A 20,939-nucleotide genomic window follows, 5' to 3' on the forward strand; every position below is an offset into this window, starting at 1 on the left:
GGAGAGTTCCCATGTCCCAGAAATCCAACCCTTTTCTCCGCGGCTACTGGAATCTGAAAATGGCCGACGTCAAGCGTTTAGTGAAACCAGCCGGACGGCTAGAACCCTATATGGAACGTGGGGTTAGCTCTAATTTTGGCCGCGTTGCGGAGCTGCGACGTTGTGGACTAGGAGCCACATAAGAGCATCGCGGTAGGAAGCCGGAGCGTGCTGCAGCGGAGGCGACTGCCAGCAGAGGGCGGGCATATTTAATTATCCTAGCCTAGTCGATCGCGGCGCTCCAGAATGAACAACGCGCAGCGTCGAGTCGGTGCATTCCGACTCACGCCTCAGCACCATTAAGGCATCGACTACTCTGCCACAGGCCCGATTCCCTCCGCTAGCATCTTGCGCAACCGCACGCGTCGCTGTTCAAGCTCTGAGATCTGTCGCTCGATGGACGCAAGCCTTTTGCGCTGCACTTCCGTCGTCTCAGGGCACGCCGCCGCCCCTTCGATCATCTTCATGCAATCGGGAAACCCTCGGATTTCCGTCAGACTGAAGCCTGCCGCAATCAATCGCTGGAGTTGGCGAACTTGCGTGATGGCTGATGCAGGGAACAAGCGATAGCCGTTCTCGGCGCGCACGGAGGGCAGCAGCCCGTTATCGTCGTAGTGCCGGATCGAGCGCAGACTCGCCCCCGTCTTGCGGGCAAGTTCGCCGATGGACATTGAGGCTTGTGTCGTGGTTTTAGACATGAACAAACGATACCACTTTTTTCTCTTGACACTCACATCAATGTGAAGGTTGAGACTAGGAATCTTCCCAAAACCCAGGAGTGTTGATTCATGTCTCTACCGAAGATTCGTGGTGCGCTTGGTGCGCTGTTCGTGACCCTTGCATTGCTGGTCACGTCATCCGCCGCGCGTGCCGATACCAAGGACTACACCGTCACCGCACCCGATGGCGTCGTGTTGGCTGTGCAGGAGGCTGGCAATCCAAACGGCACCCCCATCATCTTTGTTCATGGACTGCTTGGCAGCCGGTTGAACTGGAACAAGCAATTGCTTGATCCCCAACTTCAACACCATCGTTTGATTACCTACGATCTGCGAGGCCACGGCCTGTCCGCCAAGCCAGTGGAGGCAGAGGCATACACTGATGGTCGCCGGTGGGCTGATGACTTGGCCGCTGTCATCGAATACACCCATGCACACAAGCCGGTGCTTGTCGGATGGTCATTGGGCGGCGCGGTGATATCGAACTACCTGGCCTCCCACGGAGATGACGACATCGCTGGTGCCGTATATGTCGATGGCGTGATCGAGTTGAAACCCGACCAAATCGTGTCGCATCCCGAGGTTTATCAGGATATGGTCGCTTCGGACTTGAAGACTCACCTGGATGCCGAACGCGCTTTTCTGCGCCTGTGCTTCCATCGCCAGCCCGACGCAACTACGTTCGACCTGCTGCTGGCCAACGCCGCATTGGCATCATGGGACATGCAGCGCTCCGTGCAGTCGATGACGGTTGCCGCAGCGGAAGGACTTGGCAAGACGCAGGTTCCCCTGCTGTTGATCTATGGCGCCCAGGACGCGCTTGTGAAAGCCAAACCCGCTATCGCCAGAGCCAAGAGCCTCAATCCCAAAGTGCAAAGCAAGCTGTATCCGGCATCGGGGCACGCGCCGTTCCTTGAAGAGCCTGATCGCTTCAACCACGATCTCTTGGAGTTCATCCACAAGGCTGATCCGCATTGATGACTTGTCGTGTCAGGGAGACGTTGATGCCGGATTTCGACCAAAATTTTTCGCTAGGGTTCTTCCCCGGATTTTCCGAGCTGCATGTCGAAGCTGGCGGCGTGGCATTCTGCGGTGTTACGGGTGGCTTTGGGCCACCCATGCTCTTGCTGCACGGCTATCCTCAAACTCATCTCGCATGGCGCCGCATTGCGTCACGGTTAGCCCAATCGCTCACAGTCGTAGTGCCGGACTTGCCGGGCTACGGCAATAGCCGGACATATTCAGAGCACCCGCGCTGGACAAAGCGCCGCGTGGCTGAGTCACTGATCGACTTGATGGCCAAGCTCGGACACGGTCGGTTTGGCGTTGTCGGGCATGACCGAGGGGCGCGCGCCGGGTATCGCTTGGCACTTGGCTACCCAGTCGGCCCTGCAAAATTCACGCAGCCGCCAAGGCCGAGCGATCTGAGCCGGTCTTCCTCGCCCGCTGTGCCGTTGTCAGCGCTGCGGCCAACGTGGCGAGCAGCGCAGATAGTGGCGCAAAAAGGCCCCTGAGCCCCGTAACCATCCCCTAGCCTTGGCCGTTTCGCCTAGCGTCGGGTAGCTCGCAGCCGCTGCATTGCACAAATCTTCCAGATTTTCTGTGGGTAGGGGCTAAGATGATCGTTCACCTCGGCTAACTGTCCTTCCTGCTAGGCAACCATGGCTACCGACAGCTGGATTAACGTGAAGCAGGACCCCGAAAGCGGTATCGAAACCATTCGTGCCCATTTCGAGGGGCACGCCTACGATCCGCACTGGCACGACAGTTATCTAATCGGCTTCACCGAGCAGGGTGTGCAACAGTTCCACTGCCGCAAGGAGCTGCATAACAGCACCGCGGGCCAGGTGTTCATGCTGGAACCCGGTGAAATCCACGATGGCTATGCACCCGCGCCGGGCGGCTTCACATACTCCATGCTTTACTTGGACCCGCAATGGATTGAGCGGGAGTTGCGAGCATTGTTCGAGAATGCACCCGATCACTGCCAGCCGAGTTTCGACAAGACCCTACCCTGTGAACCCGGCCTGATGCCCTGTATCGTCAACGCCGTTTTGGCGCTACAGCGCAATGAGCTACGCATAGTGCGGCAGGCATCGTTGGATACCCTGCTGGAGCGACTTTCGCGGCAACTGCTTTGGCGTACACGGGATGCGGTGGACCCGCGTCTGCCTTCGATGGCCATTCGTGCCCGCGACTATCTGCACGGGCACTTTCAGCAGGACATCAACCTCGAGGATCTGGCCCATGCGTGCGGGGTTGACCGCTTTCGTCTCTCCCGCGCGTTCAAGGCAGCCTTTGGCCTGGCGCCGCATGCTTACCTAGTGCAATTGCGCTTGGCCCAGGCTCGGCGCCTGCTCGCGAATGGCTGGCCTCCCGCCCACGTGGCCATCGACCTGGGCTTCGCCGACCAGAGCCACCTGGGGCGCTGGTTCCGGCGGGCCTATGGCTTTACGCCGGCAATCTACCGCCGATCCTGCACAAATCTTCAAGATCACTGGTGAGTTGCTGCGGACAATCGACTCCTAGCAAGTGACTGGAGTCCGTCAATGAACACCCTCTCTTTCAACCAACTCTTGCCCTTCGTGCTCTTTGCCTTCGTTGCCTCTATCACACCGGGCCCCACCAATTTATTGATTCTCGGTGGCGCCGTCCGCCACGGTCTGCTGGCTGTTTTGCCTCTTGTGCTCGGCGCCGCTGTGGGTGCGGCCGGCCTGCTGCTGGTGGTTGGCCTCGGGCTTGGTGAGATGCTTCTGCATTATCCGCTGCTACAGAATGGCATGGCCTTGGTGGGGGTGGCATGGATCAGTTGGCTGGGTTGGAAGCTCTTCAACGCCCCGGCCAGTGGTATCGAGGTCGAAACCTCCGGCAATTGTCCAGGTGCCATTCATGGCGCCGGACTGCAACTGATCAACCCCAAGACCTGGATGATGGCGTTGTCAGTGGTGAGCGTTTTCGTCGGTGCCGGCTCAGGCCCGGCAACCTATGGTTTGTATGCGGCGATCTTCCTGTTGGTAGCGCTGCCTTGTCTGACGGTTTGGGCGTTGTTGGGCAGGGGCGCTGCTCGCCTTCTTGCATCGCCGAGGGCCATACGGTGCTTCAACCAGGGAATGGCACTGCTGCTGGTTACATCGGCCTGGATAAGCGTGCTGAGCTAGTCTTGCGTGCTCCAAGGCCAACGCACAGTCACTTTGCTGTTCGTGCTGGCGCTTCCAAATGCCCTGCAGGCTTTTGGCGATACCCAGCATTTGGGTCATGTGACGGAGGGGCGTCTGGTCGTGACCCTAGCATGGCTGACACCTATCAATCCTGATCATCGCAACCTTCGAGAAGCCAAGCTGACGCTGGAATCGGCACGCATTCCGCAATCCGAATGTTCGTCATGCAATCTGCGAGGACTATCGGGCGGCCGCACAAGAAGACCGTGCTCATGATGCAGCAGACCGCTCCGCAGGAAAAAACTGCACTGTCCTGTCCTCGTTCTATGGTCAGGAGCGGGCATAGCGCATCACCGATCTGCATCTGGCAGCGTTGGGCTGGAAACGTCTGCGGCAAATCCATTCGAGGCGGTCATCTTCAGCCCGAAGAATCACCTGAAGACGTGCTGGCGGAGCTGCTTCCCTTCCTCCTGAGCACAGAACCGGATGAAAGGAATTGAGCTTGGTTCGGTCATTATCAAGTCGGACTTTTCAGATTCCTGCTCTATTTACTATGGATAGCGCAGCAGTCGCCAGAACCAGAAAGACAGCGTATCGGGCGACGGGACTGCATCCGGAAAAAGCTCCACCACGGCACTGTGGTTGGGGTAACAGACTTGGCGATCACTGTTCAATTTTAAATGGGCGCAGAATTTTACGAAATGCTGGTAAAAACCAACGGCGACCACCTGCTCGCTCTTCTTTAATCAGTCTTGTTCATCGCTACAATCGCCACTCCAACCCGGCATAGAAAGCACGCCCATCGCCAGGAAAGTAATATGCGCCATCGCGACCTTGTACGTTGGCTTGCGCGGCTGTACCCGCGACATACTTGCGATTCGTCAGATTGCGTCCTTCGACAAACCAGCGCAAATTTCGCGCCATTTTACCGCCAACTGTTAGGCCGAACAGGGCGTACCCACCCTGCGACAATGTGTTTGCATGGTCGATTTTTGTATTACCTGGCAACCATTCGATAGAAGGCGTCATAAACAGGTAAGGTGAGATTTTCCATTCTATCTCCGCACGAAGGACATGTGGCGCAATACCAGCCAAGCGATTTTTACCATAGACAGAGTCATGATTGAAACGGAAGTCATTGAATAAATAATTAAATCGTCCTGTAGCATGAGTATAAAGGGGGATTTGCATTCCTAGTTCAATCCCCTGGTGGATGGTGCGATCTGCATTTACAGTGCCCAGCGCCACTCCATTTGCGTCATTAAGTGATAGAAGTTCACCGTGCAAGCGCGAGCGATAGATTGCCGCGTCTACCCACGAATCGCCATTCCGAAACCGATACCCTAGTTCCAATGTTGTAGCTTTCTGGTCAGAAGCGAGAGGATATGCGGGCCGTACAACCAACTCACCGAAAGGAGGAGCCTCTAAACTTCGGCTGAGATTTGCATAGATTTGTGAATTCTCGGAGTAGTTGTAGATAAGGCCGATTTTGGGACTCACGCCCGTGAAATGTTTGCTGTAACTATTTGAGGGTGCAAAGAGGTTCCGCAAATCACGCCCCGCATACACGGCCTGTGCCCCGACCTGAAGAGTCCAAGACTCCACCAACTCATGCGAATATTCTCCATACAGCGTGTACTGGCGCCCTATCAGAACGTTATCCCGAGTTTGGCGACCGGCCTTACCATTCAAGTTGGCATAGCTGCGCTCATCCGCCCGGTGTTTCATAAACGAAGCCCCTACTACCAACCGTCGTGTTAATGCTCCCTTTGACAGATTAAGGATCCCCCTGCTGTCCATGCCTGTATCTATAGACTGTTGATCGAGAATGCCATAGGCCATGGAGTGCAATCGGTCCCGGTTAGCAAGATAAATTGAACTAATCCATTTCACCTTATCTGTAGGAGTCCACTCCAATTTTAGAGCTGCGCGACTCATTCGATAGTTGTTATCTGCATCCAGCTCAGCGTAGCCTGGTGCGCTTTGATGGCGGTCAGCCCTCATGGCTGATCTGGTGAGAGCACCTGGCAATTGCAGCTTACTGTCAATATGGGTTAAGTAAAGGCGCGCATACCACGCAGAATTGAACATCAACCCGACATTCCCTGAGAATCGGGTTGCGCGCGTCCTTGCGTGATCGCGATGACCGTCTTGCTCGCTATGTGATAGGCTCAAAAATCCGTCCAAGCGTTCATTGGCTCCTGCAAAGGAAGCGTGACTTTGACTCTGGCCATAAGATCCTGTCTGCGCTCGCAGGACAACATGCGGTGCGGTCCAACCAGTTGGAGTGACGAAATTTACCGCCCCTCCAAGGCTATTTCCTCCAAACTCCAACGCATTCGCACCGCGCCAAATTTCGACGTACTCAGCAGCAAGTGGATCGATTGATTGGAAGTCACCGGCTCCGTCGGCATGGCTTAACGGTATACCGTCTTGATAAAGATAGATGCCGCGAAGCAAGAACCCCCGTTGAATACCGGAACCACGTATCGAAAAACGCGTTTCCTCGCCGTGTCGAGTCTGGGCATAAACTCCGGGAGCGTATGACATTACATCAGCCATGTTTCCGGCTCGGCCATCGCGATAGTCTTTCGCATCGACCACGCTGGTTCCACCAGCACGATACGCCATTTCTTCCCGCGCCTGTTCGAGCCGCTCTCTGGCTAGATCATCGGGCGTCAGAGAACCTGTTACGGTGACGGTGGGCAATACGGCCACCTCTTCAGTCTGAGCCCATGCTGGGCCGGCAGGCGTCGAACCTAGGAAAATTGCTAATAAGGAAAGGGCGACCTTGCCGAAGAAAACCGGACGATTAAGTGTATCTACATGCCAAAGAGTTTGATCCGAGTTGCCGGTATATAAAAATATTTTGATCATGCGGTGCAGCTTATGAGTGGATTGGCTTGCAAATAGCGAGCGTCACGATAAGCGCCAAAGCCGCAGTAACAATCATGGGGCCGGCTCTGTACCACGATGACTCTAATAATGCATCGCCCGCCACTCGCTTCTTTAAGGCTGATCTGAGTAATCGATGCAGGCCGGTCAGGACAATTGCGAGAATAACCTTCCCAATTAGCCAATTTTGCTCCATCCAGCCGCCACTGATTGCCATAAAAAATCCAAGCCCAAGAACTGTAAGCATGGCCGGCACGGTTACATAGTGATCCCACCAAAGAAGCGTACGGCCAATACTCCTCTCGTGAGGCAGAACTACACCATAAACCCGTGACCAGCCCGACATTACGAGAGCCAAACTCATTACCCCCCCGGAGAAGGTCAGCGCTGCTATTAGGTGGAGGGTTTTTAGTGATAAATACATCATCGAGGAATTGGCAGACATTTCTATGGCAAGAAGGTATACGCGGCTATCAGCGCAAACGTATCAGCCATACAAAAAATCCACCGATCTCTCAGCATAGTGAAATACGCCGCCATAGATTATCTCCATTGTGGCCAGCGCGAGATTCGTAGACCCCTCTTTGGGACCAAACAGAGTTCTGTCAAAGCGGATCAATTGCGGCTGCGCGGCTTGATGACGAAAGGATGCCTATTGAGAATCATTGCGACTGCACATCGCGTGAAGCTCAATGCATTCGATTTTCTTGGATAGCGTTGATTCGGGGAACTGGCTAGAATGACAACAATCGACTATTTCTCGCCAACCTTCCTACTCGTTGCCAGCATGCAGATGAAGCCTCCTTTGCAGCACTCACCACACAAGGTCGTCTGTTTAGCAGTACCGGGGGTGCTGTCATTCGACCTAGCGACTGCCTGCGAGACCTTTCGCTTCGCAACACACGAGAACGGCCTTCCTTGCTACCAAGTGGCCGTATGTGCAGAGCAGGATGAGATGGACGCTGGTCCGTTCTCGCTGCGAATTCGCCACGATCTGGCTATTCTGAAGACTGCAGATACGATCATCGTGCCGGGCGTCCATATGCCACAGCGAGCACTGACGCCTGGAGTAACCGAAGCACTTCGCACTGCATTAATGAGGGGAACGCGGATTGCATCTATCTGCACTGGAGCATTCGTTCTAGCAGAGACCGGCCTATTAGATGGTCTTTGTGCTACCACTCATTGGGCTGCTGCCGCAGATCTGCAGCGCCTTTACCCAAAAATTAATGTGGACCCTCGGGTACTTTTTGTGGACAACGGACAGGTGCTCACTTCGGCAGGGGCTGCCGCAGGCCTTGATCTTTGCCTGTACATGATCCGCCGTGACTTTGGTGTCGCGGTGGCATCGCAGGTGGCCCGACTGTCGGTTGTGCCGCTGCAGCGTGAGGGCGGGCAAGCACAGTTCATCCCTCCCAAGCCCCAAGGAGCTGACAGGAGTCTTCAACCTTTGCTCACTTGGGCCTTGGCCAATCTACATAAACCGCTGTCTTTGGTCTTGCTTGCTCGCCAGGCACACACCAGCCCGCGGACACTACATAGGCGATTCCACGAACAGTATGGAGAGTCACCGGCTCAGTGGATTATTCGCGCAAGAGTTCGACGGGCACAAGAGTTACTGGAACGTAGCGGACTTACAGTAGAGCAGATCGTGGGAGAAGTGGGCCTTGGTTCCGCCGCCAACTTCCGTCTGCAGTTCCAGCGCATAGTTGGAGTCAGTCCTCGCCAATATAGGAAGAACTTTGGAGATAGCTGAGCGAGACACAATGATCTGACCGGGTTGGTAAAGATCGGATTCAACCTTTGCCAGACTCGATCTGGCGATGTGGTTGTACGCTGTTATTGCACATATTCCCCGCCATTCCCCGCCATGATGGACAACAAGGGCGAGCGCGCAATCCACTTTTTTGTCGCGGCATACTCCACGGCTTCCTTTAGGATTTCGTTCTTCAGGATCTTCTTGCCGAGCACGCGCTGGAGCTTGGTGAATCGCCCCGGGGAGATTCATGGTGATTTCCCCATGGGCCGCCGCCAGCTCAGATGCCGGCACGACTGCCTCGCCAGCCGAGACCGCCGTCAAGACACCCTGGCGCTCAGGCTTGCATCACTGGAACAGCAGTCCCGCCGAGACACCTTCCTGGCGTGCCAGCAACGACACACTCATGCCCGGCTCATAAGTACGGCGCACCAGGGCCGCCTTCTCTGAAAGCGGCCAGCGCCTGGGGCACAGGTCCTTTGCCACTACCTCTACTGACTCCGTATGCCCAGTCATATGCACAGCCCTGTTCCTATCTCTAAAGATAAGCGACAGGACGGGGCCGGGGAATCAGGGGGCTGCTCCAAGGAGATGCTTGGCTCGAATCAGTCGATAAGTGTCCATTTGGCCAGTTGGCGGCCGTACTGCGGCACTCCATACTTTGCTCGTAGCCGCAGTTGTTCCGGCATATCGGACCTGTTTACTTGTTGTGACCTATGCAAACAATGGATGTAGTCGCTAATGACCTCAGTAACTCATATACCGCTGCGCGAGCACCGCTTAAGGTGCAGATTGCGCTGTTCAACGGCTTCGACCTGTTAGATGCAATAGCTCCATACGAGGTGTTCCTGGCAGCTGGAGAACTCAGTGCAGTTCCCGTCCACGTTGAACTGGTCAGTGCCGAGGGTGCCCGTGATGTCCCGTGCGGTGTCAGCGGCGTGCGCATCCCGGCTAGCGCAGCCTTGGCTCCCCATGATGGCGGTATCGTCTTGGTGCCGGGTGCCGCCGGTAAGGTGAGCGGAGATGGCTCCGAATCCGTCCCGCAATTGCTGCTTCAGGCATCGCAAACGCAACTGTCCTCTGCTATGCGAGAAGCAATGGAAGATCCGGACGTCATCGTGGCCACGGTATGCGGCGGGTCATTGATTCTTGCCATGGCCGATTTGCTTAAGGGACGTTGTGCGACAACCCATCACATGGGCCTAGAGCTATTGAGTGCGCTGGGGGCACTGCCAATGTCAGGTCGGGTTGTCGACGACGGCGACTTAGTCACTGGTGGTGGCGTCACGTCCGGCCTAGACGTGGCTCTTTACTTGCTTGAACGCGAACTTGGTGCGGATGTAGCGCTTGGTGTTGAAAAGCTCTTTGAATATGAGCGGCGCGGCACCGTCTGGCGCAGCGCCAGTCTCAATGGGCAGCGGCCTGATACCGTAGCAGTTTCCCAGCTACACGAAATCTCCGTTAACAAGCCCGCTTCCGCACTGGATGCGGGCGATGAGCGTTTGGCTAATCGATTTATCGGCGTCTGGAAAGTTGAGTTGGCAACGCCGATCGGCGCATTGCAAATCACGTTGGACATTTCATCCCTGCAAGGCATCTTGCATGGTCGGGCAACGCAAGGAGATCAAACGGTGTCGTTCCAAGATATCTCCCTTCACGGCGATTGTCTTCAATGGACTCAGCGCGTGACCAAGCCTATGCGGCTGACATTGAGATTCTCAGTCACGGTGGAGGCTGACGTAATGACGGGTACTGCAAAGGCCGGCCTTCTGCCGGCATCGAGGTTAACTGGCAGCAGGATAATCGAGGTTCACGCATGATGCCCCTGTCGAAAGTAGACGCCGAAATCCTTCAGGTGCGTCGCATGCGGGTGGCCTCATTAGTGGAGGGCGCTACGTTGGTGTTGCTACTAGGGGTGGCGGTTCCGCTCAAGCACTTGGCTGGAATGCCGACTGCAACGACGTTGCTAGGCCCCATCCACGGCCTAGCGTTCATTTTCTACTTCTGGACGCTAGTGGGATCGATCTCTGGCTATGGTTGGTCACGATCTGAGCGTGTCTTCATGGTGTTGGCCGCTTTGATTCCCTTTGGGGCGTTTGCCTGCGAACGCAGACTCGCGAAACGCGAGGCAACCCTAGCTTCCCAACGTTGAATGAATGGTCATGCTGTATTTATCGATCAAAGCGGTGCACCTGTCGGCCGCCATCACGTGGATGGGAGGGCAATTGTTCCTTATGCTCTCAATAGCATTTTCCCGGCACACCTTGAAGGCTTACGACCGCGATGCAGGGCTAGCGTACCTCACACTGGTACATCGTTGGGATCAGCATGTGACCACCCCGGCAATGATGGTGACATGGGCACTAGGACTGTACCTTGCGCTGCAAGGTGGATGGTTTCCCCAACCGTGGTTACTGGTGAAGTTAGTACTGGTCGCGGGTCTCTCTGCGAGTCATGGATTGCTGCGGGGGCGACTTCGCAGGCTTTCTTTTGATGACGGGGCCAATTTGCACAATGGTCGCGGTGTCGTTATGCCTTCGATCTTGCTTGGGAGTACGGTGTTGCTTGTCGCACTGTTGGTATGCATTAAACCAATCTGACTTACTATTTTTTGCTCGACTGCCGGGCGTCTTCCAGGCTGTCGCCAGGGCCGACGAATAAGAGCAGATGCTGGCTTTCAGTCGTCGATGGTGCCCCTTGGGTCTAGAGAGCAACGGGGTGAAGAGAGGTCGAAATGGAACTTCGTCACTTACGATGTTTTCTTGCAGTTTGTATCAGGCGCACAAGAATCAGGCGAGCGATCACGAGCCAAGCCAGCAGCAACGCGGTAGTATTGCTTGCTGGAATCGGTTCATCAGGACCGCGCGAGGCGGAAAGCTAGTCACGCCTCTTGGCTTGTTTCCACATGATTGCGGTGCAGATCTGAAACCACCGCGATCAACCTGTTGATCGGCTCGGCCAGCCGCTTCGGCAATACACGGTGCTGGGTATGGGTTTTCTGATCGGCAATCCAGCGGTGTGCCACCCACACGTCCTCTTCGGGGTGGTTATTGTCCACGCCGTTGCAATACTTGTAGCCAACGAGCGCATCCATGTGCGACAGCAGGATGCGCGCCATCGTCATGTGGAAGCGATGGGCCTGGAGGTCCGCCGGGCTTCTGGGGCGCGGTAGGGTCAGCCGAAGGCATCGCTGGGCGTTGAATTCACTCCAGTCAGGGCCAACGACCTGCCCCGCGCGTTCAAGCATCTTGCGCGACTGCTCGTTCTTGCCGTTGACCAGCGCAACGGCGACCGTACCCTTCGAGTAGCCCAGCTTTTCGGCGAGCAGGTTCATCCAGCGCACCAACTTGTTCAGGGTCTGATCGTCGGCGAATACAAGGAACTGATGGCGTTGCTCGTCATCCAGAAACGCCGGCAATTGCGCGTAGAGGGGGTACAACAGATCGTGAAGATAGATGTAGGTCTGCCGGCGTCCTTGCTCGTGGCTCCGCGTGGTTGCGGTTAGTACCCGCTTTGCCCACTCGGGCGTAAGTTCCTCCAGCATCATTTCTGTGATGTCGATGGAAATCAGCGGAAATCCGAGTGACTTCCCGATTAGTGCCTTCCGCCCGTCAAATGCGTGGCCGAGTTCGATTTCAACGCCACCCAGTACCATCGGCTCGGCTTGAACAGGTGGCCCAAGCACGGCAACGTCGAGCCGGAATTTGCTGCCGAATGGCGTTTCCAGAGGATGCTCGGTTGCCACCTGGTCGGCACCGAGCAACAAGTTACCTTCCAACGGATAGTCCGACGCATCCGCATCCTTGAACGCCCAGGGCATTGCAAGTCCGGCGTTCAAGCGTCGGGCTAGTTCAGCCGCGACAAGTTCCTTCGCGCGTCGGTGTTCGGCGCTTTCCTGCACGGTGCGCCACCGACTGGCTTCTTCATCATCGAAGTGCGCTTTGGGGCTATAGGTGTGCTGGGCAGGAAGCATCCGGAAATGGGATCGCCGGCGCAGCTTCCCGCTTTCAAAGGATGGGCTGACCCATGTCACCATCTGCCGTGATGCGCCGGGAGATACCAGGGGCCACAGCTTGCGCGCATGCTCCCGGCTGCGAACGTCGCGTGCGGCGATCGTGGTCTGAAAGATCCCTTTCCGAGAGAAGACAACGATCGCCTCGTCCATTCTTCTCTTTCCGTTATGGCGATACGGCGGCGACTTTCGTGGCGCCATCCAGCTTGCGGTGAATCAGCGACACCAGCGTCAGGATGTCCAGTGCGTCCTGCTCGGACATAGGCCAATTCGTCTTGGGTGCATGGGCCAGCGGATTGCGCACGGCACCAAACAGGCCGATCAGCAGGTTAGCAAAGCCTTTCTGCTCGCTTTTTTCGGACTCGGTGGCGAGTGATCCCAAGGTGAGAATGGGTTGCTGGCCTGCGAATGCCTTGCTCACCAGGTCAGCGCCATCGCCGTTCAGGCCCGACAGCAGGCGAATCCGCTCCGCAACGCCCTTCGTTGCCTCGAACACGGCATGGAAGTAGTTTTCGTCAAGCAGCTCGGCACAGCAATAGTTCAGCACTTCCGCGTGGACGACGCGGCTTTCGAGCGCGGCTTTGAGTCGTCCAGCTCGGGCGCGCGCGGCATCAAGCGTCGTGGCCTTGTCGGCGTGCCCAACCTTACCGTCTTCGCGCACGTAGAAACCGGAGAAGGCCAGGACGACATTGAGTTCGTCGCGCCGCCAAGTGAATGTCGCGGGGTCGCGGGCGTAGTTCACCGGGTTCATCGCGCGATTGATGAACATGATGAGATGGTTCCCGATCTGGTGCCGGTTCTGCGCGCCAGCCAGCGCATTGAACAACCGCTTCCATTTGGTAATGCCGGGCGACGTGTCGGCAACCTCGATTTCTTGCAACAAGCGCTCGATCTGCGTTCCGCTCAGGCCCCGTTCGGTATCTGCAAGCACACGGCAAGCGGCTTCAAGATGCTGTGAGCTGAAAGGATCAATTCGCGTCGCCAATGCCTATCTCCCTCGTCCGGCATCAGATGATGGCCTGCAAGCCCTTGTCGGCGATGACGTTCAGCAGCTTGAGTGCCGGGCCGGTGGGATGGGTTTCACCTTGCTCCCACTTGCGCACGGTCGAGGCCGAAGTATGCAGGTGTAGCGCGAACACCGGCTGGCTGAACTTCAAGGCTTCACGCAGGCGCTTGATGTCAGCAGCGCCGAACTCCCGCACCGGCGGCGGGCAAATCGCGTCGAACTCGCGCATCGTCACCTTGCTGATCGCTCCGACTTCTTGGAGCGCCGTCAGGTCGCCGCGCAGCGATTCAATGATCTTGCTCACAATGCACCTCCAGTAAAACACCCGACTGCAACGCCTTCGACAAGGCTTCGGCGGACAGTTCCAAGAACACCTTGCCGGCGAATTGCAGCGCCTTCTTCTCATCCTGCGTGATGTTCGCCTTGTCGCTCTTGGGGAACCCATGCAAGAACACATAACGGCTGCCAAACTTGGCCGACAGCAACGTGCGATAGCCGCCGCTCTTGCCACCACCAGGGCGGGCCACCCGCTTCTTGTAGAGGAAGCCGCCCAAGTCCGCGTCGATCAGACCGCTTTCCATTTCCTGAACCGCCTTGCACAAGGCGGCATCGGGCAGCTTCTCGCCCGACTGCCATCGCGCAAAGTCCTTGCGCTTGAGAATGCGCGTCATATCGCCCCCAAACTATACCCGTAAAGGGTATAGTTTTCAAGTTGGCGCGGTGAGGCCGCCCCGGAAGGAGCGGCACACGCGATTGTCGTGACAGCGACACAACAATCGGGGCAGGCAAGGCGGGAGCATGGTCGCCGGTCACTCCGTCGCCTCCGAAGCGCGGGATACACCTGTGATCATCTTGCGCCGGTTTGCCACCAACTCAGCCGCTTCGCGCACTGGCTTGTCCTCAGTGTGGACGTAGCGCATGAACATCGCCACGGTCTTATGCGCCGTCAGAGCCATACCGACCTTCACCGGGATGCCAGAATTGGCAATGTCCGTCGCCGAGCGGTGACGGATGCCGTGCGTACCCACATGCGTCACGCCAGCGGCTTTGAGAGTGCGGCTCCAACCGTTGTAATACTCTCCGTCGGTCAAATGCCGATCAGGGTGACGCGGAGACGGTAATACATGGGGCGTCGTAGCATTGCGAGCCGCCGTCGAAAGAAGCCGATAGGCTTCTTCACTCATGGGCTTGGACATACCGCCTGTCTTGCTGTCAGGCCACACCACCCGCCGGTTTTCCAGATCAATCCAATCCCATTGGAGTGAGACGATCTCAGAAAGGCGAGCGGCAAACTCGAATTGCAGACGGATGGCCAACGGGATCACAGCATGCTCCAGCCCTTCCGCCTCCAACTGATCAAGGTAGCGAAACAACTTGCCCATTTCCTCGTCGCTGATGAGGTGAGTCGCCTTGCTGTTCGGGTACATGGGCACATGTCGGCATGGGTTGGTGCCGTCAGGGCGATAGCCCCATACCTCTGCCAAGTTGAACATCTTGCGCATCACGCTGAACGTGCGGTTCGCATCGGCGGGCTTGTGCGCCATCTTTTTCATCATCGAAGCCACGTCAGGCCGCTTCAGATCCTGCACCTTCATGCGGCCAAGCATCGGGACGATGTTGCGATCAATGACGCTCTGGTAGCCTTCCTGGGTGCTCGGCTTGTTGCGCTGGCTTGAGTAGTCCTCCATGAACTTGATGCACAACTCTTTGACGGTGGGTGCCTGGCGCGCTGCAGCCTTCTCTGCGGCAGGATCTCCACCCCGGCGCACTTGCGCCAGCCACTCCTGCGCCAGCGACCGAGCCTGTTCGACGGTCAGCTCCCCGTACAGACCCAGGGCAGGTTTGCGCCGCTCTCCGGCGTTCGTGCGGTATTGGAGCATGAACACCTTGCGGCCTGCCGGGGTGATCTTGCACAGGAAGCCAGGAACCAGGGTATCGCGCAGTTCGACTGGCTGCGCCTGGGCTTGTGCCGCATCGACTGCGGACTTGGTGAGTTTGATTTTCGCCATGATGACTCCTCGGAAGACCCGATTTCCAGGAGCCTGTTGGGAGCCAAGCGGGTGGAAGCCGGGTCAAGTTTCAGAAAGCACCGGCATATGATGAATCCGCCTAAGTTATTGATAAACCTGCTGTATCGTGCTGCGGCGTAGTCCAGCGAAGTTCGGTGCTGGAGTCATGGTGAAATAAAAAATCGTCCGCACGCTGTCCATCAGTCATGAGGACGGAAGCCCGCATGTCTGGCGAAACATCCACCCGAGCCAGCGGCACCTCTCCGACGAGGAACTGGTTTCGTCCCCCTGCATAGTCACCAACGATTTCGCCGTGGTCAGCAACGGTCCCGAACCCGTGAGCGCCGAAGTTCTGGCTGAATGCGATGCTGCTGAAGGCGTCAGCGGCGAAGGCGTGATTGGTGCCGTGGTCTATGCCATCCATGGTGAGGACTTCGACGGCCGCCCGGTCCACGTCGGCGACACCTACTCGGCCGAGGCCGCGCGGGAAGTGATGCAGCGCCTGAATTTCGAGACTGGCTATTACAGCCGGTGCTGGGAGATCAGCCGTGAGCACATCACGGTCGATACCTGGCACTACCTCGCCAACCTGGCTGACCTAGCCACGCCGGAGGCCATGCTGTTCATCGCCTTCCGGGTGCCGTACAGCCCGGCGATCGGCGTCAAGCTGATCTCCACGCCCTGGACGGATCAGAACCTGGAGCACGCCGAGGGCATCAACGCCGAGCGGCTTCGGCAGGAGCACCGGGACAAGGGCATGCCAGACGACCTGGCGAACATCCTTGAACTGGCGGGCCAGGCCGATGTGCGCATCCTGATCCTCGATGCCGACGCACCCGCGCTGCTGGGCCTGCCGCTGGCCGAGTCCTAGCAGCCGCGCGACGCGCCAGCCTTCCTCATTGTCCCCCCAATGCCAGCCCGACTCTCTGCGAGGAGTCGGGCTGATCCATTTTCACAGGAGCAACCTCATGTTCCCCGACCTCATCTCGCGCGCACCCGACTTCCAGCACCAGCTCGGCGCCTGCGTCAACGCCATGAGCCAGGACGACGCCATCGGCCAGATCCTGGTATTTGAGCGCATGAACGGCACGCTGCACATGCGCCATATCGCCAGCGCCGACCTGGTGGACACCGACGTGGACGATTACGAAATGGTCGTCTTCGACGGTGGAAACACCAGCGGCGATACATGGAAGCATGTCTTCTTCCCGCGTCAGCGCGAGCATTACTTCGTGTACGAAGCCTGACCCAACCAAGCCCCTTTCGAGGGGCTTTTTTTCGCCCGCAGCGCAGGAAACCGGGTGCGGCGCAGTGCCGTTTCATGCAGGCGGGTAGCTCGGCCCAGGGCCATCCTTGCCCTCATGTTCGTCGGCGTTGCCGACACATGCCCAGGCAGCCGCGACCTTCGAGGCTGCATGCACGGGAAACCGCGCTGGTCGTTTCTTCCTACGGACGCACCGCGTCCATCCACCCACAAGGGACCTCTCCCTTGCGGGCGGGGAATCCCTTGTTCTTCCTCAAGGAGATTCCCATGGACCGTTCCCTCGTCAAATCCATGATGCCTTCGCTTGTCGCAGGCCATGTGCCCCGCAACGTGCGGTCGTTCAAGTACCGCGTGTTCGATGATCAGCCACAGTCCTCAACACTGGGCTTCGCCATAGACCCCAAGCCCTTCGACGGCAAGGTGGTCGCGGCCAACGACGACGCCATCGTCGTCAAGCTCAAGCCCAGCGAGTTCGCGGTGCTCGATCCCAACCTGGTGACCACCGTTCCCAGCGAAGGCGCCAAGGTGCATGTCCAACCGTATGCCCGTCGCCGCTTCGACGGCCTGCGCGCGGACACCCCGGAAGTGATCACCGAGAAGACCGCAGACGGTGTTCCCTACACCGTCACCAGGCACATCCTCGGCTCCGCGCCTGCCAAGCTGCCCATTCCCGAGCCGCAGTGCATGGAACTGGGGCAGCTCATCCAGCAGTTGGAGGAAATGCCGGCTCCCGACGGATTTCGGCGCATCACCCACATGCTGGTCGATGCGGGCGCCCGCGACTTCACCTGGGTCGATCCGAAGCCGTCCAGGATCATCGAGACGCCCCCGGCGATCAGCTTCTCGGTTTCGACCGCGAAGTTCGAGGGCCAGGTGACGATCCTCTACGACCGCGGCGGCGACACCTACGTGGTGGAGCTGCGCCGCGACGGTGAACTGATCGACCGGCACGATGAGGTGTATTTCGACATGCTCGGCGAAGTATTGGAGCGGCTTATCGACGACGGGCATTGGCGCCTGATCGACGTGAGCGTGATCGACTCCAAGGCAACCAAGCGGCGCTACGGCTGATCCGCAGCCTACCGGCGACTTGCCCCATAGGCCTTCCATCCATTCGGGTGGAGGGCCTTTTTCTTCAGGAGATCAACCATGTCACTACGATTCAAAGGCTCCGACCTGCGCCCCGTGCTGGCCGAGGCCGCTGCCAACCAATGCCGCGTCGTCCTCGCCAAGGACCAGGGCGTGTACTTCCTCGCCGAGCACGGAGAGCGCCGTCCCGATGGCCGCGTGAAGCTGCTGGCCTATGCCGTCGGCTGCAACCCGGATACCGACCCGTTCGATGACTGGTGGGAACTGGCGCGCGCCGAGCTGGGTGGTGACGACTTTGGTGAATTCTTCGACCCGAAGGACCGCGTTTTCACCCGCATTCTGCAAAGCTCGGATGATCTGGAGCTGTCCGCCACTTCGACGTACCTGTCACTGGCAGCGGTGGAATCGGCATAGCTAAAAAATCTCTGCATACCCCTCGAAGCCCCCAGTTTGGGGGCTTCCCTTTTGGTAGAACCGGGCGACCTGGACAAAGGGGAAACGCTCGGATTCCGATTTATTGCTGTCGCGCACGCGAGGCCCGGCCATGCTGACCCCATGCCTGCTGACGTTGTCAGCGACATGCCAGGCAACCATCGGTCTTCGAGGTTGCGGCGCAGTTCCCACTGCGTGACCGAGCCAGCTCGCACCGCATCCGTTCGCGAGCGGCCACCAGTCTCTGGTGGCGGATGCTTTCGACTTATCAACCCACCGCGGGGTTACGCACCTTTCCCCGCATGCGTGGGGCCGGTGTGTCTTCGCTTCATCCCAATGGAGATTCACCATGAACACCACGTCCAACGAGAAATCGTATTTCGACCTCCACACCTCGGGCATCGGCTACATCCAGCGTGTCCGTGAGGTGCCCGTCCGGGGCGGCCGCCGTGCGCAGCCTTTCCTGGCATGCACCATCGCCGCGATGGTCGGCCCCGCCCGGGACCCCAGCTACCGCTACTTCGACGTCAAGGTCTCGGGTGCCGAGGCCAAGAAGCTCGTTCAGCACTACATCGGCATTGACGATCCCAAGCAGCGCCCGCTGGTGCGCTTTCGCCTCGGTGACCTGTGGGGCGATGCGTACATCCGCGACAAGGGTGAGCAGAAAGGTCAGGCCGCCGCGTCCCTCAAGGCGCGACTGCTCAAGGCCGAGCTGATCGAGCGGGCCGAACTGACTTCGATCGAGCAGCACGAGCTGATCACCCGCGGCATCGGCTATCTCAACCGTCCGAAGGACGTCATCCCCAAGGATGGCGATCCGTTCCTGTCGTGCTGCGTCGCAGCACTGGCTGGCCCTGTCGATGAACCCGAGTATCGGTACTTCGACACCATCGTCGCCACCCCGGAAGCCGAGCATCTTGTCCGCCGATGCGTCCAGGCCATCGAGGGAGACCGCAAGGTGCTGATCGCCTTCCGTCTGAACGACATGAAGATCGATCCGTACATCCGCACCAAGGGCGAGCACGCCGGGGAACCGGCCGCAAGCCTGGAATCGACGCTGGTCCACATCGGTCTCATCAAGATCGACGGCACCCAGGTCTATCCGACGAGCCAGGCGCAAGCCGAGGCGCCGCCGGCCGAAGACGCATCCGCGTCCGAAGCCGACGACGCCATCGACACCGCCGCCGCCCCCGCTGCCAACCAACCTGCCGAGCCCGCCGAGCGCGAGCCCGAGGCGCAAGTCGAGGAGCAGGAGCCGGCATTGGCTGCTTCGTTCTGATCCGGCATGGCCCCTCACGGGGCCTTGCTTTTTCCTATTCTTCAAGGAGAACCATCATGGCAGCCACACCGGCACCCGAGAAATCGGTCGCGCCCATCGTCGTCCCCGGCCAGCTCACGCTGCGCACCATCCGCGGCAAGAACGGCCCGTTCACGGTCGGTCGCCTCGCCACGCACCTCGGTACGTTCGAGGTCAAAGACCCGGAGCTGGAGCAGTACCCCGAAGGCAAGTACGACGGGGAATTCATCATCAGGTACATCTTCCCGAAGTCCTACCCGGTCGGCGGCGGCATGCGGTTCGAGATCCGTGCCAGCCTCGACGGCATGACGCTCAACGGCATCGACAAACTGAGCCGCGACGAAGCCCGCAGCTTCGCCACCCAGGACGTCGATCCGCTCGATGAAGAGCAAGGGGCGCAGCCTGCGGCAACGCCGGCCAAGCCCGTCAAGGCATCCAGGCCTGCCAAGCCCGCACCCGTGCAGGCGTCGAAGGACCCGCTGGTCGATACCACGCCGTTCGGAGTGGATGCGCCACCGCCTGCTACGGCCGCTGCCCCCGGCAGCACCGAAGACGGTGACGCCGCGCTGTTCGGCCTGCTGTGGCCGCTGGGCGAGTCCGTGAAACTGGATTCGACCATCGACCGCCGCACCCTGCGCGCGCAGATCGCCCGCCTGGGCGAGCTGGGCTACGCGCTGGACTTCAAGACGCAGGAGTGGAGCCGCGAGGCCGAACTGCAACCTGCGTGATCGCCGGCACCGCATCCGCGGTGTCTTCATCCACCCGCCGGGGTTCCTTTCCCCATGCGGGCAAGGCCCCGGCTTTCTTCCGGAGGTCTCAATCATGTCCACCATCGCTTGCGACACCCCGCGTGCCACGCTGGATGAACCCGCGTGGCGGGAACTCTGTAAAGCGGCCGCCGCACACGCCCAGCGCGGTTGCGGCTTGTCCTACGACCACTACGTGACGCTCTTCAGTTCGGAGATCGACGCGCAGGCCAATCGATTGCCGGATGAGCAGCGTGCTCAGGCTCTGGAAATCGCGGCACAGGAATGGGACTACGCAACACCTGCCGAGCGGCAGGAATCCCAGGACTGGAATGCGACGCACGGCTACTGCTCGCACGGCATCGAGTTCGGCTACTGCCCGGCCGGTTGTGATCGAGACGATGACGACTGGGATTGAGGGCAAGGTATAGGTTCCATCGCTGCAGATGCGGCATTTCATCACCCGCTGGGGGTTCCTCCCAGCGGGGAGGCCTCCGGCTCAACTTTTCGAGGAGGC

At 58.6% G+C, this 20,939-nt stretch carries 24 protein-coding genes and 1 pseudogene; 16 read left to right on the forward strand and 9 right to left on the reverse strand.

The window, feature by feature from the left end; translation table 11 throughout:
- Nucleotides 1-350: 350 nt before the first annotated feature.
- Nucleotides 351-737, reverse strand: a complete 387-nt coding sequence (locus G486_RS0109070) for a MerR family transcriptional regulator (RefSeq protein ID WP_027015258.1) — start codon at nt 735-737, stop codon at nt 351-353.
- A 90-nt stretch (nt 738-827) separates the two neighbouring features.
- Here G486_RS0109070 and G486_RS0109075 point away from each other — a divergent pair, with 90 nt between their 5' ends.
- The 5 genes from G486_RS0109075 to G486_RS24285 all read left to right on the forward strand — a co-directional run bounded on the left by G486_RS0109075 (nt 828) and on the right by G486_RS24285 (nt 4,416).
- Nucleotides 828-1,736: an alpha/beta fold hydrolase gene (locus G486_RS0109075; protein ID WP_027015259.1), complete on the forward strand. Its 909-nt coding sequence runs from the start codon at nt 828-830 to the stop codon at nt 1,734-1,736.
- Nucleotides 1,737-1,762: 26 nt separating this feature from the next.
- Nucleotides 1,763-2,272: an alpha/beta fold hydrolase gene (locus G486_RS23445; RefSeq protein ID WP_342667339.1), complete on the forward strand. Its 510-nt coding sequence runs from the start codon at nt 1,763-1,765 to the stop codon at nt 2,270-2,272.
- A gap of 147 nt (nt 2,273-2,419) precedes the next feature.
- Nucleotides 2,420-3,262: a helix-turn-helix transcriptional regulator gene (locus G486_RS0109080; RefSeq protein WP_027015260.1), complete on the forward strand. Its 843-nt coding sequence runs from the start codon at nt 2,420-2,422 to the stop codon at nt 3,260-3,262.
- Nucleotides 3,263-3,307: 45 nt separating this feature from the next.
- Complete coding sequence (locus G486_RS0109085) at nt 3,308-3,916, forward strand: LysE family translocator (RefSeq protein WP_027015261.1); 609 nt, start codon at nt 3,308-3,310, stop codon at nt 3,914-3,916.
- A gap of 215 nt (nt 3,917-4,131) precedes the next feature.
- Entirely contained in the window at nt 4,132-4,416 is a 285-nt protein-coding gene (locus G486_RS24285) for a hypothetical protein (RefSeq protein WP_211233769.1), read from the forward strand.
- A gap of 262 nt (nt 4,417-4,678) precedes the next feature.
- On the opposite strand, the gene G486_RS23455 is transcribed toward G486_RS24285, so the two are convergent.
- Nucleotides 4,679-6,793, reverse strand: a complete 2,115-nt coding sequence (locus G486_RS23455) for a TonB-dependent receptor family protein (RefSeq protein WP_084455147.1) — start codon at nt 6,791-6,793, stop codon at nt 4,679-4,681.
- Between the two features lie 10 nt (nt 6,794-6,803).
- Entirely contained in the window at nt 6,804-7,256 is a 453-nt protein-coding gene (locus tag G486_RS0109090) for a CopD family protein (RefSeq protein ID WP_034387108.1), read from the reverse strand.
- Nucleotides 7,257-7,604: 348 nt separating this feature from the next.
- On the opposite strand from G486_RS0109090, the gene G486_RS23460 reads away from it, so the two are divergent.
- Nucleotides 7,605-8,567, forward strand: coding sequence for a GlxA family transcriptional regulator (locus tag G486_RS23460; RefSeq protein ID WP_033460411.1), 963 nt, complete (start codon nt 7,605-7,607; stop codon nt 8,565-8,567).
- 123 nt (nt 8,568-8,690) lie between these two features.
- On the opposite strand, the pseudogene G486_RS23465 reads toward G486_RS23460, so the two are convergent.
- Nucleotides 8,691-9,083: pseudogene (locus G486_RS23465) on the reverse strand (transposase); the annotation flags it as partial.
- Between the two features lie 209 nt (nt 9,084-9,292).
- Between G486_RS23465 and G486_RS0109105 the strand changes: the two are divergent.
- Genes G486_RS0109105 through G486_RS0109115 form a run of 3 tightly spaced genes read left to right on the forward strand, consistent with a single transcriptional unit; the run spans nt 9,293 to nt 11,167 of the window.
- Nucleotides 9,293-10,387: a DJ-1/PfpI family protein gene (locus G486_RS0109105; protein ID WP_051303341.1), complete on the forward strand. Its 1,095-nt coding sequence runs from the start codon at nt 9,293-9,295 to the stop codon at nt 10,385-10,387.
- Between the two features lie 44 nt (nt 10,388-10,431).
- On the forward strand, nt 10,432-10,719 hold the full coding sequence (locus tag G486_RS0109110; RefSeq protein ID WP_034387144.1) for a DUF3817 domain-containing protein: 288 nt from the start codon (nt 10,432-10,434) through the stop codon (nt 10,717-10,719).
- A 10-nt stretch (nt 10,720-10,729) separates the two neighbouring features.
- Nucleotides 10,730-11,167, forward strand: coding sequence for a CopD family protein (locus G486_RS0109115; RefSeq protein ID WP_027015267.1), 438 nt, complete (start codon nt 10,730-10,732; stop codon nt 11,165-11,167).
- A gap of 281 nt (nt 11,168-11,448) precedes the next feature.
- Here G486_RS0109115 and G486_RS0109120 read toward each other — a convergent pair whose 3' ends face one another.
- The 5 genes from G486_RS0109120 to G486_RS0109140 form a co-directional block, all read right to left on the reverse strand.
- Nucleotides 11,449-12,732 (reverse strand): hypothetical protein, encoded by a 1,284-nt coding sequence (locus G486_RS0109120; protein WP_027015268.1) that lies wholly within the window; start codon nt 12,730-12,732, stop codon nt 11,449-11,451.
- Nucleotides 12,733-12,745: 13 nt separating this feature from the next.
- Complete coding sequence (locus G486_RS0109125) at nt 12,746-13,510, reverse strand: TIGR02391 family protein (protein ID WP_245587278.1); 765 nt, start codon at nt 13,508-13,510, stop codon at nt 12,746-12,748.
- A 76-nt stretch (nt 13,511-13,586) separates the two neighbouring features.
- Entirely contained in the window at nt 13,587-13,889 is a 303-nt protein-coding gene (locus G486_RS0109130; RefSeq protein ID WP_027015270.1) for a helix-turn-helix domain-containing protein, read from the reverse strand.
- Entirely contained in the window at nt 13,873-14,256 is a 384-nt protein-coding gene (locus G486_RS0109135) for a type II toxin-antitoxin system RelE/ParE family toxin (RefSeq protein WP_027015271.1), read from the reverse strand. The genes G486_RS0109130 and G486_RS0109135 overlap by 17 nt, the downstream gene beginning before the upstream one ends.
- Nucleotides 14,257-14,394: 138 nt before the next feature.
- Nucleotides 14,395-15,594: a tyrosine-type recombinase/integrase gene (locus tag G486_RS0109140; protein WP_027015272.1), complete on the reverse strand. Its 1,200-nt coding sequence runs from the start codon at nt 15,592-15,594 to the stop codon at nt 14,395-14,397.
- Between the two features lie 181 nt (nt 15,595-15,775).
- Between G486_RS0109140 and G486_RS21890 the strand changes: the two genes are divergently transcribed.
- The 7 genes from G486_RS21890 (at nt 15,776) to G486_RS0109180 (ending at nt 20,840) form a co-directional block, all read left to right on the forward strand.
- The gene (locus G486_RS21890; protein WP_051303345.1) at nt 15,776-16,465 is read left to right on the forward strand and encodes a DUF5983 family protein; all 690 of its coding nucleotides are present in this window, start codon (nt 15,776-15,778) and stop codon (nt 16,463-16,465) included.
- Nucleotides 16,466-16,562: 97 nt separating this feature from the next.
- Nucleotides 16,563-16,841, forward strand: a complete 279-nt coding sequence (locus tag G486_RS0109150; RefSeq protein WP_027015273.1) for a hypothetical protein — start codon at nt 16,563-16,565, stop codon at nt 16,839-16,841.
- Between the two features lie 284 nt (nt 16,842-17,125).
- The gene (locus tag G486_RS0109155) at nt 17,126-17,929 is read left to right on the forward strand and encodes a hypothetical protein (protein WP_027015274.1); all 804 of its coding nucleotides are present in this window, start codon (nt 17,126-17,128) and stop codon (nt 17,927-17,929) included.
- 78 nt (nt 17,930-18,007) lie between these two features.
- Entirely contained in the window at nt 18,008-18,361 is a 354-nt protein-coding gene (locus tag G486_RS0109160) for a DUF3085 domain-containing protein (RefSeq protein WP_027015275.1), read from the forward strand.
- 367 nt (nt 18,362-18,728) lie between these two features.
- Nucleotides 18,729-19,658, forward strand: coding sequence for a DUF3577 domain-containing protein (locus tag G486_RS0109170; RefSeq protein ID WP_027015277.1), 930 nt, complete (start codon nt 18,729-18,731; stop codon nt 19,656-19,658).
- Between the two features lie 56 nt (nt 19,659-19,714).
- Nucleotides 19,715-20,404, forward strand: a complete 690-nt coding sequence (locus tag G486_RS0109175; protein WP_027015278.1) for a DUF3275 family protein — start codon at nt 19,715-19,717, stop codon at nt 20,402-20,404.
- Between the two features lie 94 nt (nt 20,405-20,498).
- The gene (locus G486_RS0109180; protein WP_027015279.1) at nt 20,499-20,840 is read left to right on the forward strand and encodes a hypothetical protein; all 342 of its coding nucleotides are present in this window, start codon (nt 20,499-20,501) and stop codon (nt 20,838-20,840) included.
- The last annotated feature ends 99 nt before the right edge of the window (nt 20,841-20,939 follow it).

The sequence above is a fragment of the Comamonas composti DSM 21721 genome (assembly GCF_000429845.1).
GTDB classification, from domain to species: Bacteria; Pseudomonadota; Gammaproteobacteria; order Burkholderiales; family Burkholderiaceae_C; genus Comamonas; species Comamonas composti.

Excerpts from the sequence above, each read along its gene's own strand:
- G486_RS0109075 (WP_027015259.1), top strand. The coding sequence starts at position 828 with ATGTCTCTACCGAAGATTCGTGGTGCGCTTGGTGCGCTGTTCGTGACC.
- G486_RS0109110 (WP_034387144.1), top strand. The coding sequence starts at position 10,432 with ATGCGGGTGGCCTCATTAGTGGAGGGCGCTACGTTGGTGTTGCTACTA.
- G486_RS0109080 (WP_027015260.1), top strand. The coding sequence starts at position 2,420 with ATGGCTACCGACAGCTGGATTAACGTGAAGCAGGACCCCGAAAGCGGT.
- G486_RS0109170 (WP_027015277.1), top strand. The coding sequence starts at position 18,729 with ATGAACACCACGTCCAACGAGAAATCGTATTTCGACCTCCACACCTCG.
- G486_RS24285 (WP_211233769.1), top strand. The coding sequence starts at position 4,132 with ATGTTCGTCATGCAATCTGCGAGGACTATCGGGCGGCCGCACAAGAAG.
- G486_RS0109160 (WP_027015275.1), top strand. The coding sequence starts at position 18,008 with ATGTCACTACGATTCAAAGGCTCCGACCTGCGCCCCGTGCTGGCCGAG.
- G486_RS0109150 (WP_027015273.1), top strand. The coding sequence starts at position 16,563 with ATGTTCCCCGACCTCATCTCGCGCGCACCCGACTTCCAGCACCAGCTC.
- G486_RS0109085 (WP_027015261.1), top strand. The coding sequence starts at position 3,308 with ATGAACACCCTCTCTTTCAACCAACTCTTGCCCTTCGTGCTCTTTGCC.
- G486_RS0109175 (WP_027015278.1), top strand. The coding sequence starts at position 19,715 with ATGGCAGCCACACCGGCACCCGAGAAATCGGTCGCGCCCATCGTCGTC.
- G486_RS23445 (WP_342667339.1), top strand. The coding sequence starts at position 1,763 with ATGCCGGATTTCGACCAAAATTTTTCGCTAGGGTTCTTCCCCGGATTT.
- G486_RS23455 (WP_084455147.1), bottom strand. The coding sequence starts at position 6,793 with ATGATCAAAATATTTTTATATACCGGCAACTCGGATCAAACTCTTTGG.
- G486_RS0109105 (WP_051303341.1), top strand. The coding sequence starts at position 9,293 with ATGGATGTAGTCGCTAATGACCTCAGTAACTCATATACCGCTGCGCGA.
- G486_RS0109070 (WP_027015258.1), bottom strand. The coding sequence starts at position 737 with ATGTCTAAAACCACGACACAAGCCTCAATGTCCATCGGCGAACTTGCC.
- G486_RS0109180 (WP_027015279.1), top strand. The coding sequence starts at position 20,499 with ATGTCCACCATCGCTTGCGACACCCCGCGTGCCACGCTGGATGAACCC.
- G486_RS0109155 (WP_027015274.1), top strand. The coding sequence starts at position 17,126 with ATGGACCGTTCCCTCGTCAAATCCATGATGCCTTCGCTTGTCGCAGGC.
- G486_RS0109090 (WP_034387108.1), bottom strand. The coding sequence starts at position 7,256 with ATGTCTGCCAATTCCTCGATGATGTATTTATCACTAAAAACCCTCCAC.
- G486_RS0109135 (WP_027015271.1), bottom strand. The coding sequence starts at position 14,256 with ATGACGCGCATTCTCAAGCGCAAGGACTTTGCGCGATGGCAGTCGGGC.
- G486_RS0109115 (WP_027015267.1), top strand. The coding sequence starts at position 10,730 with ATGCTGTATTTATCGATCAAAGCGGTGCACCTGTCGGCCGCCATCACG.
- G486_RS0109140 (WP_027015272.1), bottom strand. The coding sequence starts at position 15,594 with ATGGCGAAAATCAAACTCACCAAGTCCGCAGTCGATGCGGCACAAGCC.
- G486_RS23460 (WP_033460411.1), top strand. The coding sequence starts at position 7,605 with ATGAAGCCTCCTTTGCAGCACTCACCACACAAGGTCGTCTGTTTAGCA.
- G486_RS0109120 (WP_027015268.1), bottom strand. The coding sequence starts at position 12,732 with ATGGACGAGGCGATCGTTGTCTTCTCTCGGAAAGGGATCTTTCAGACC.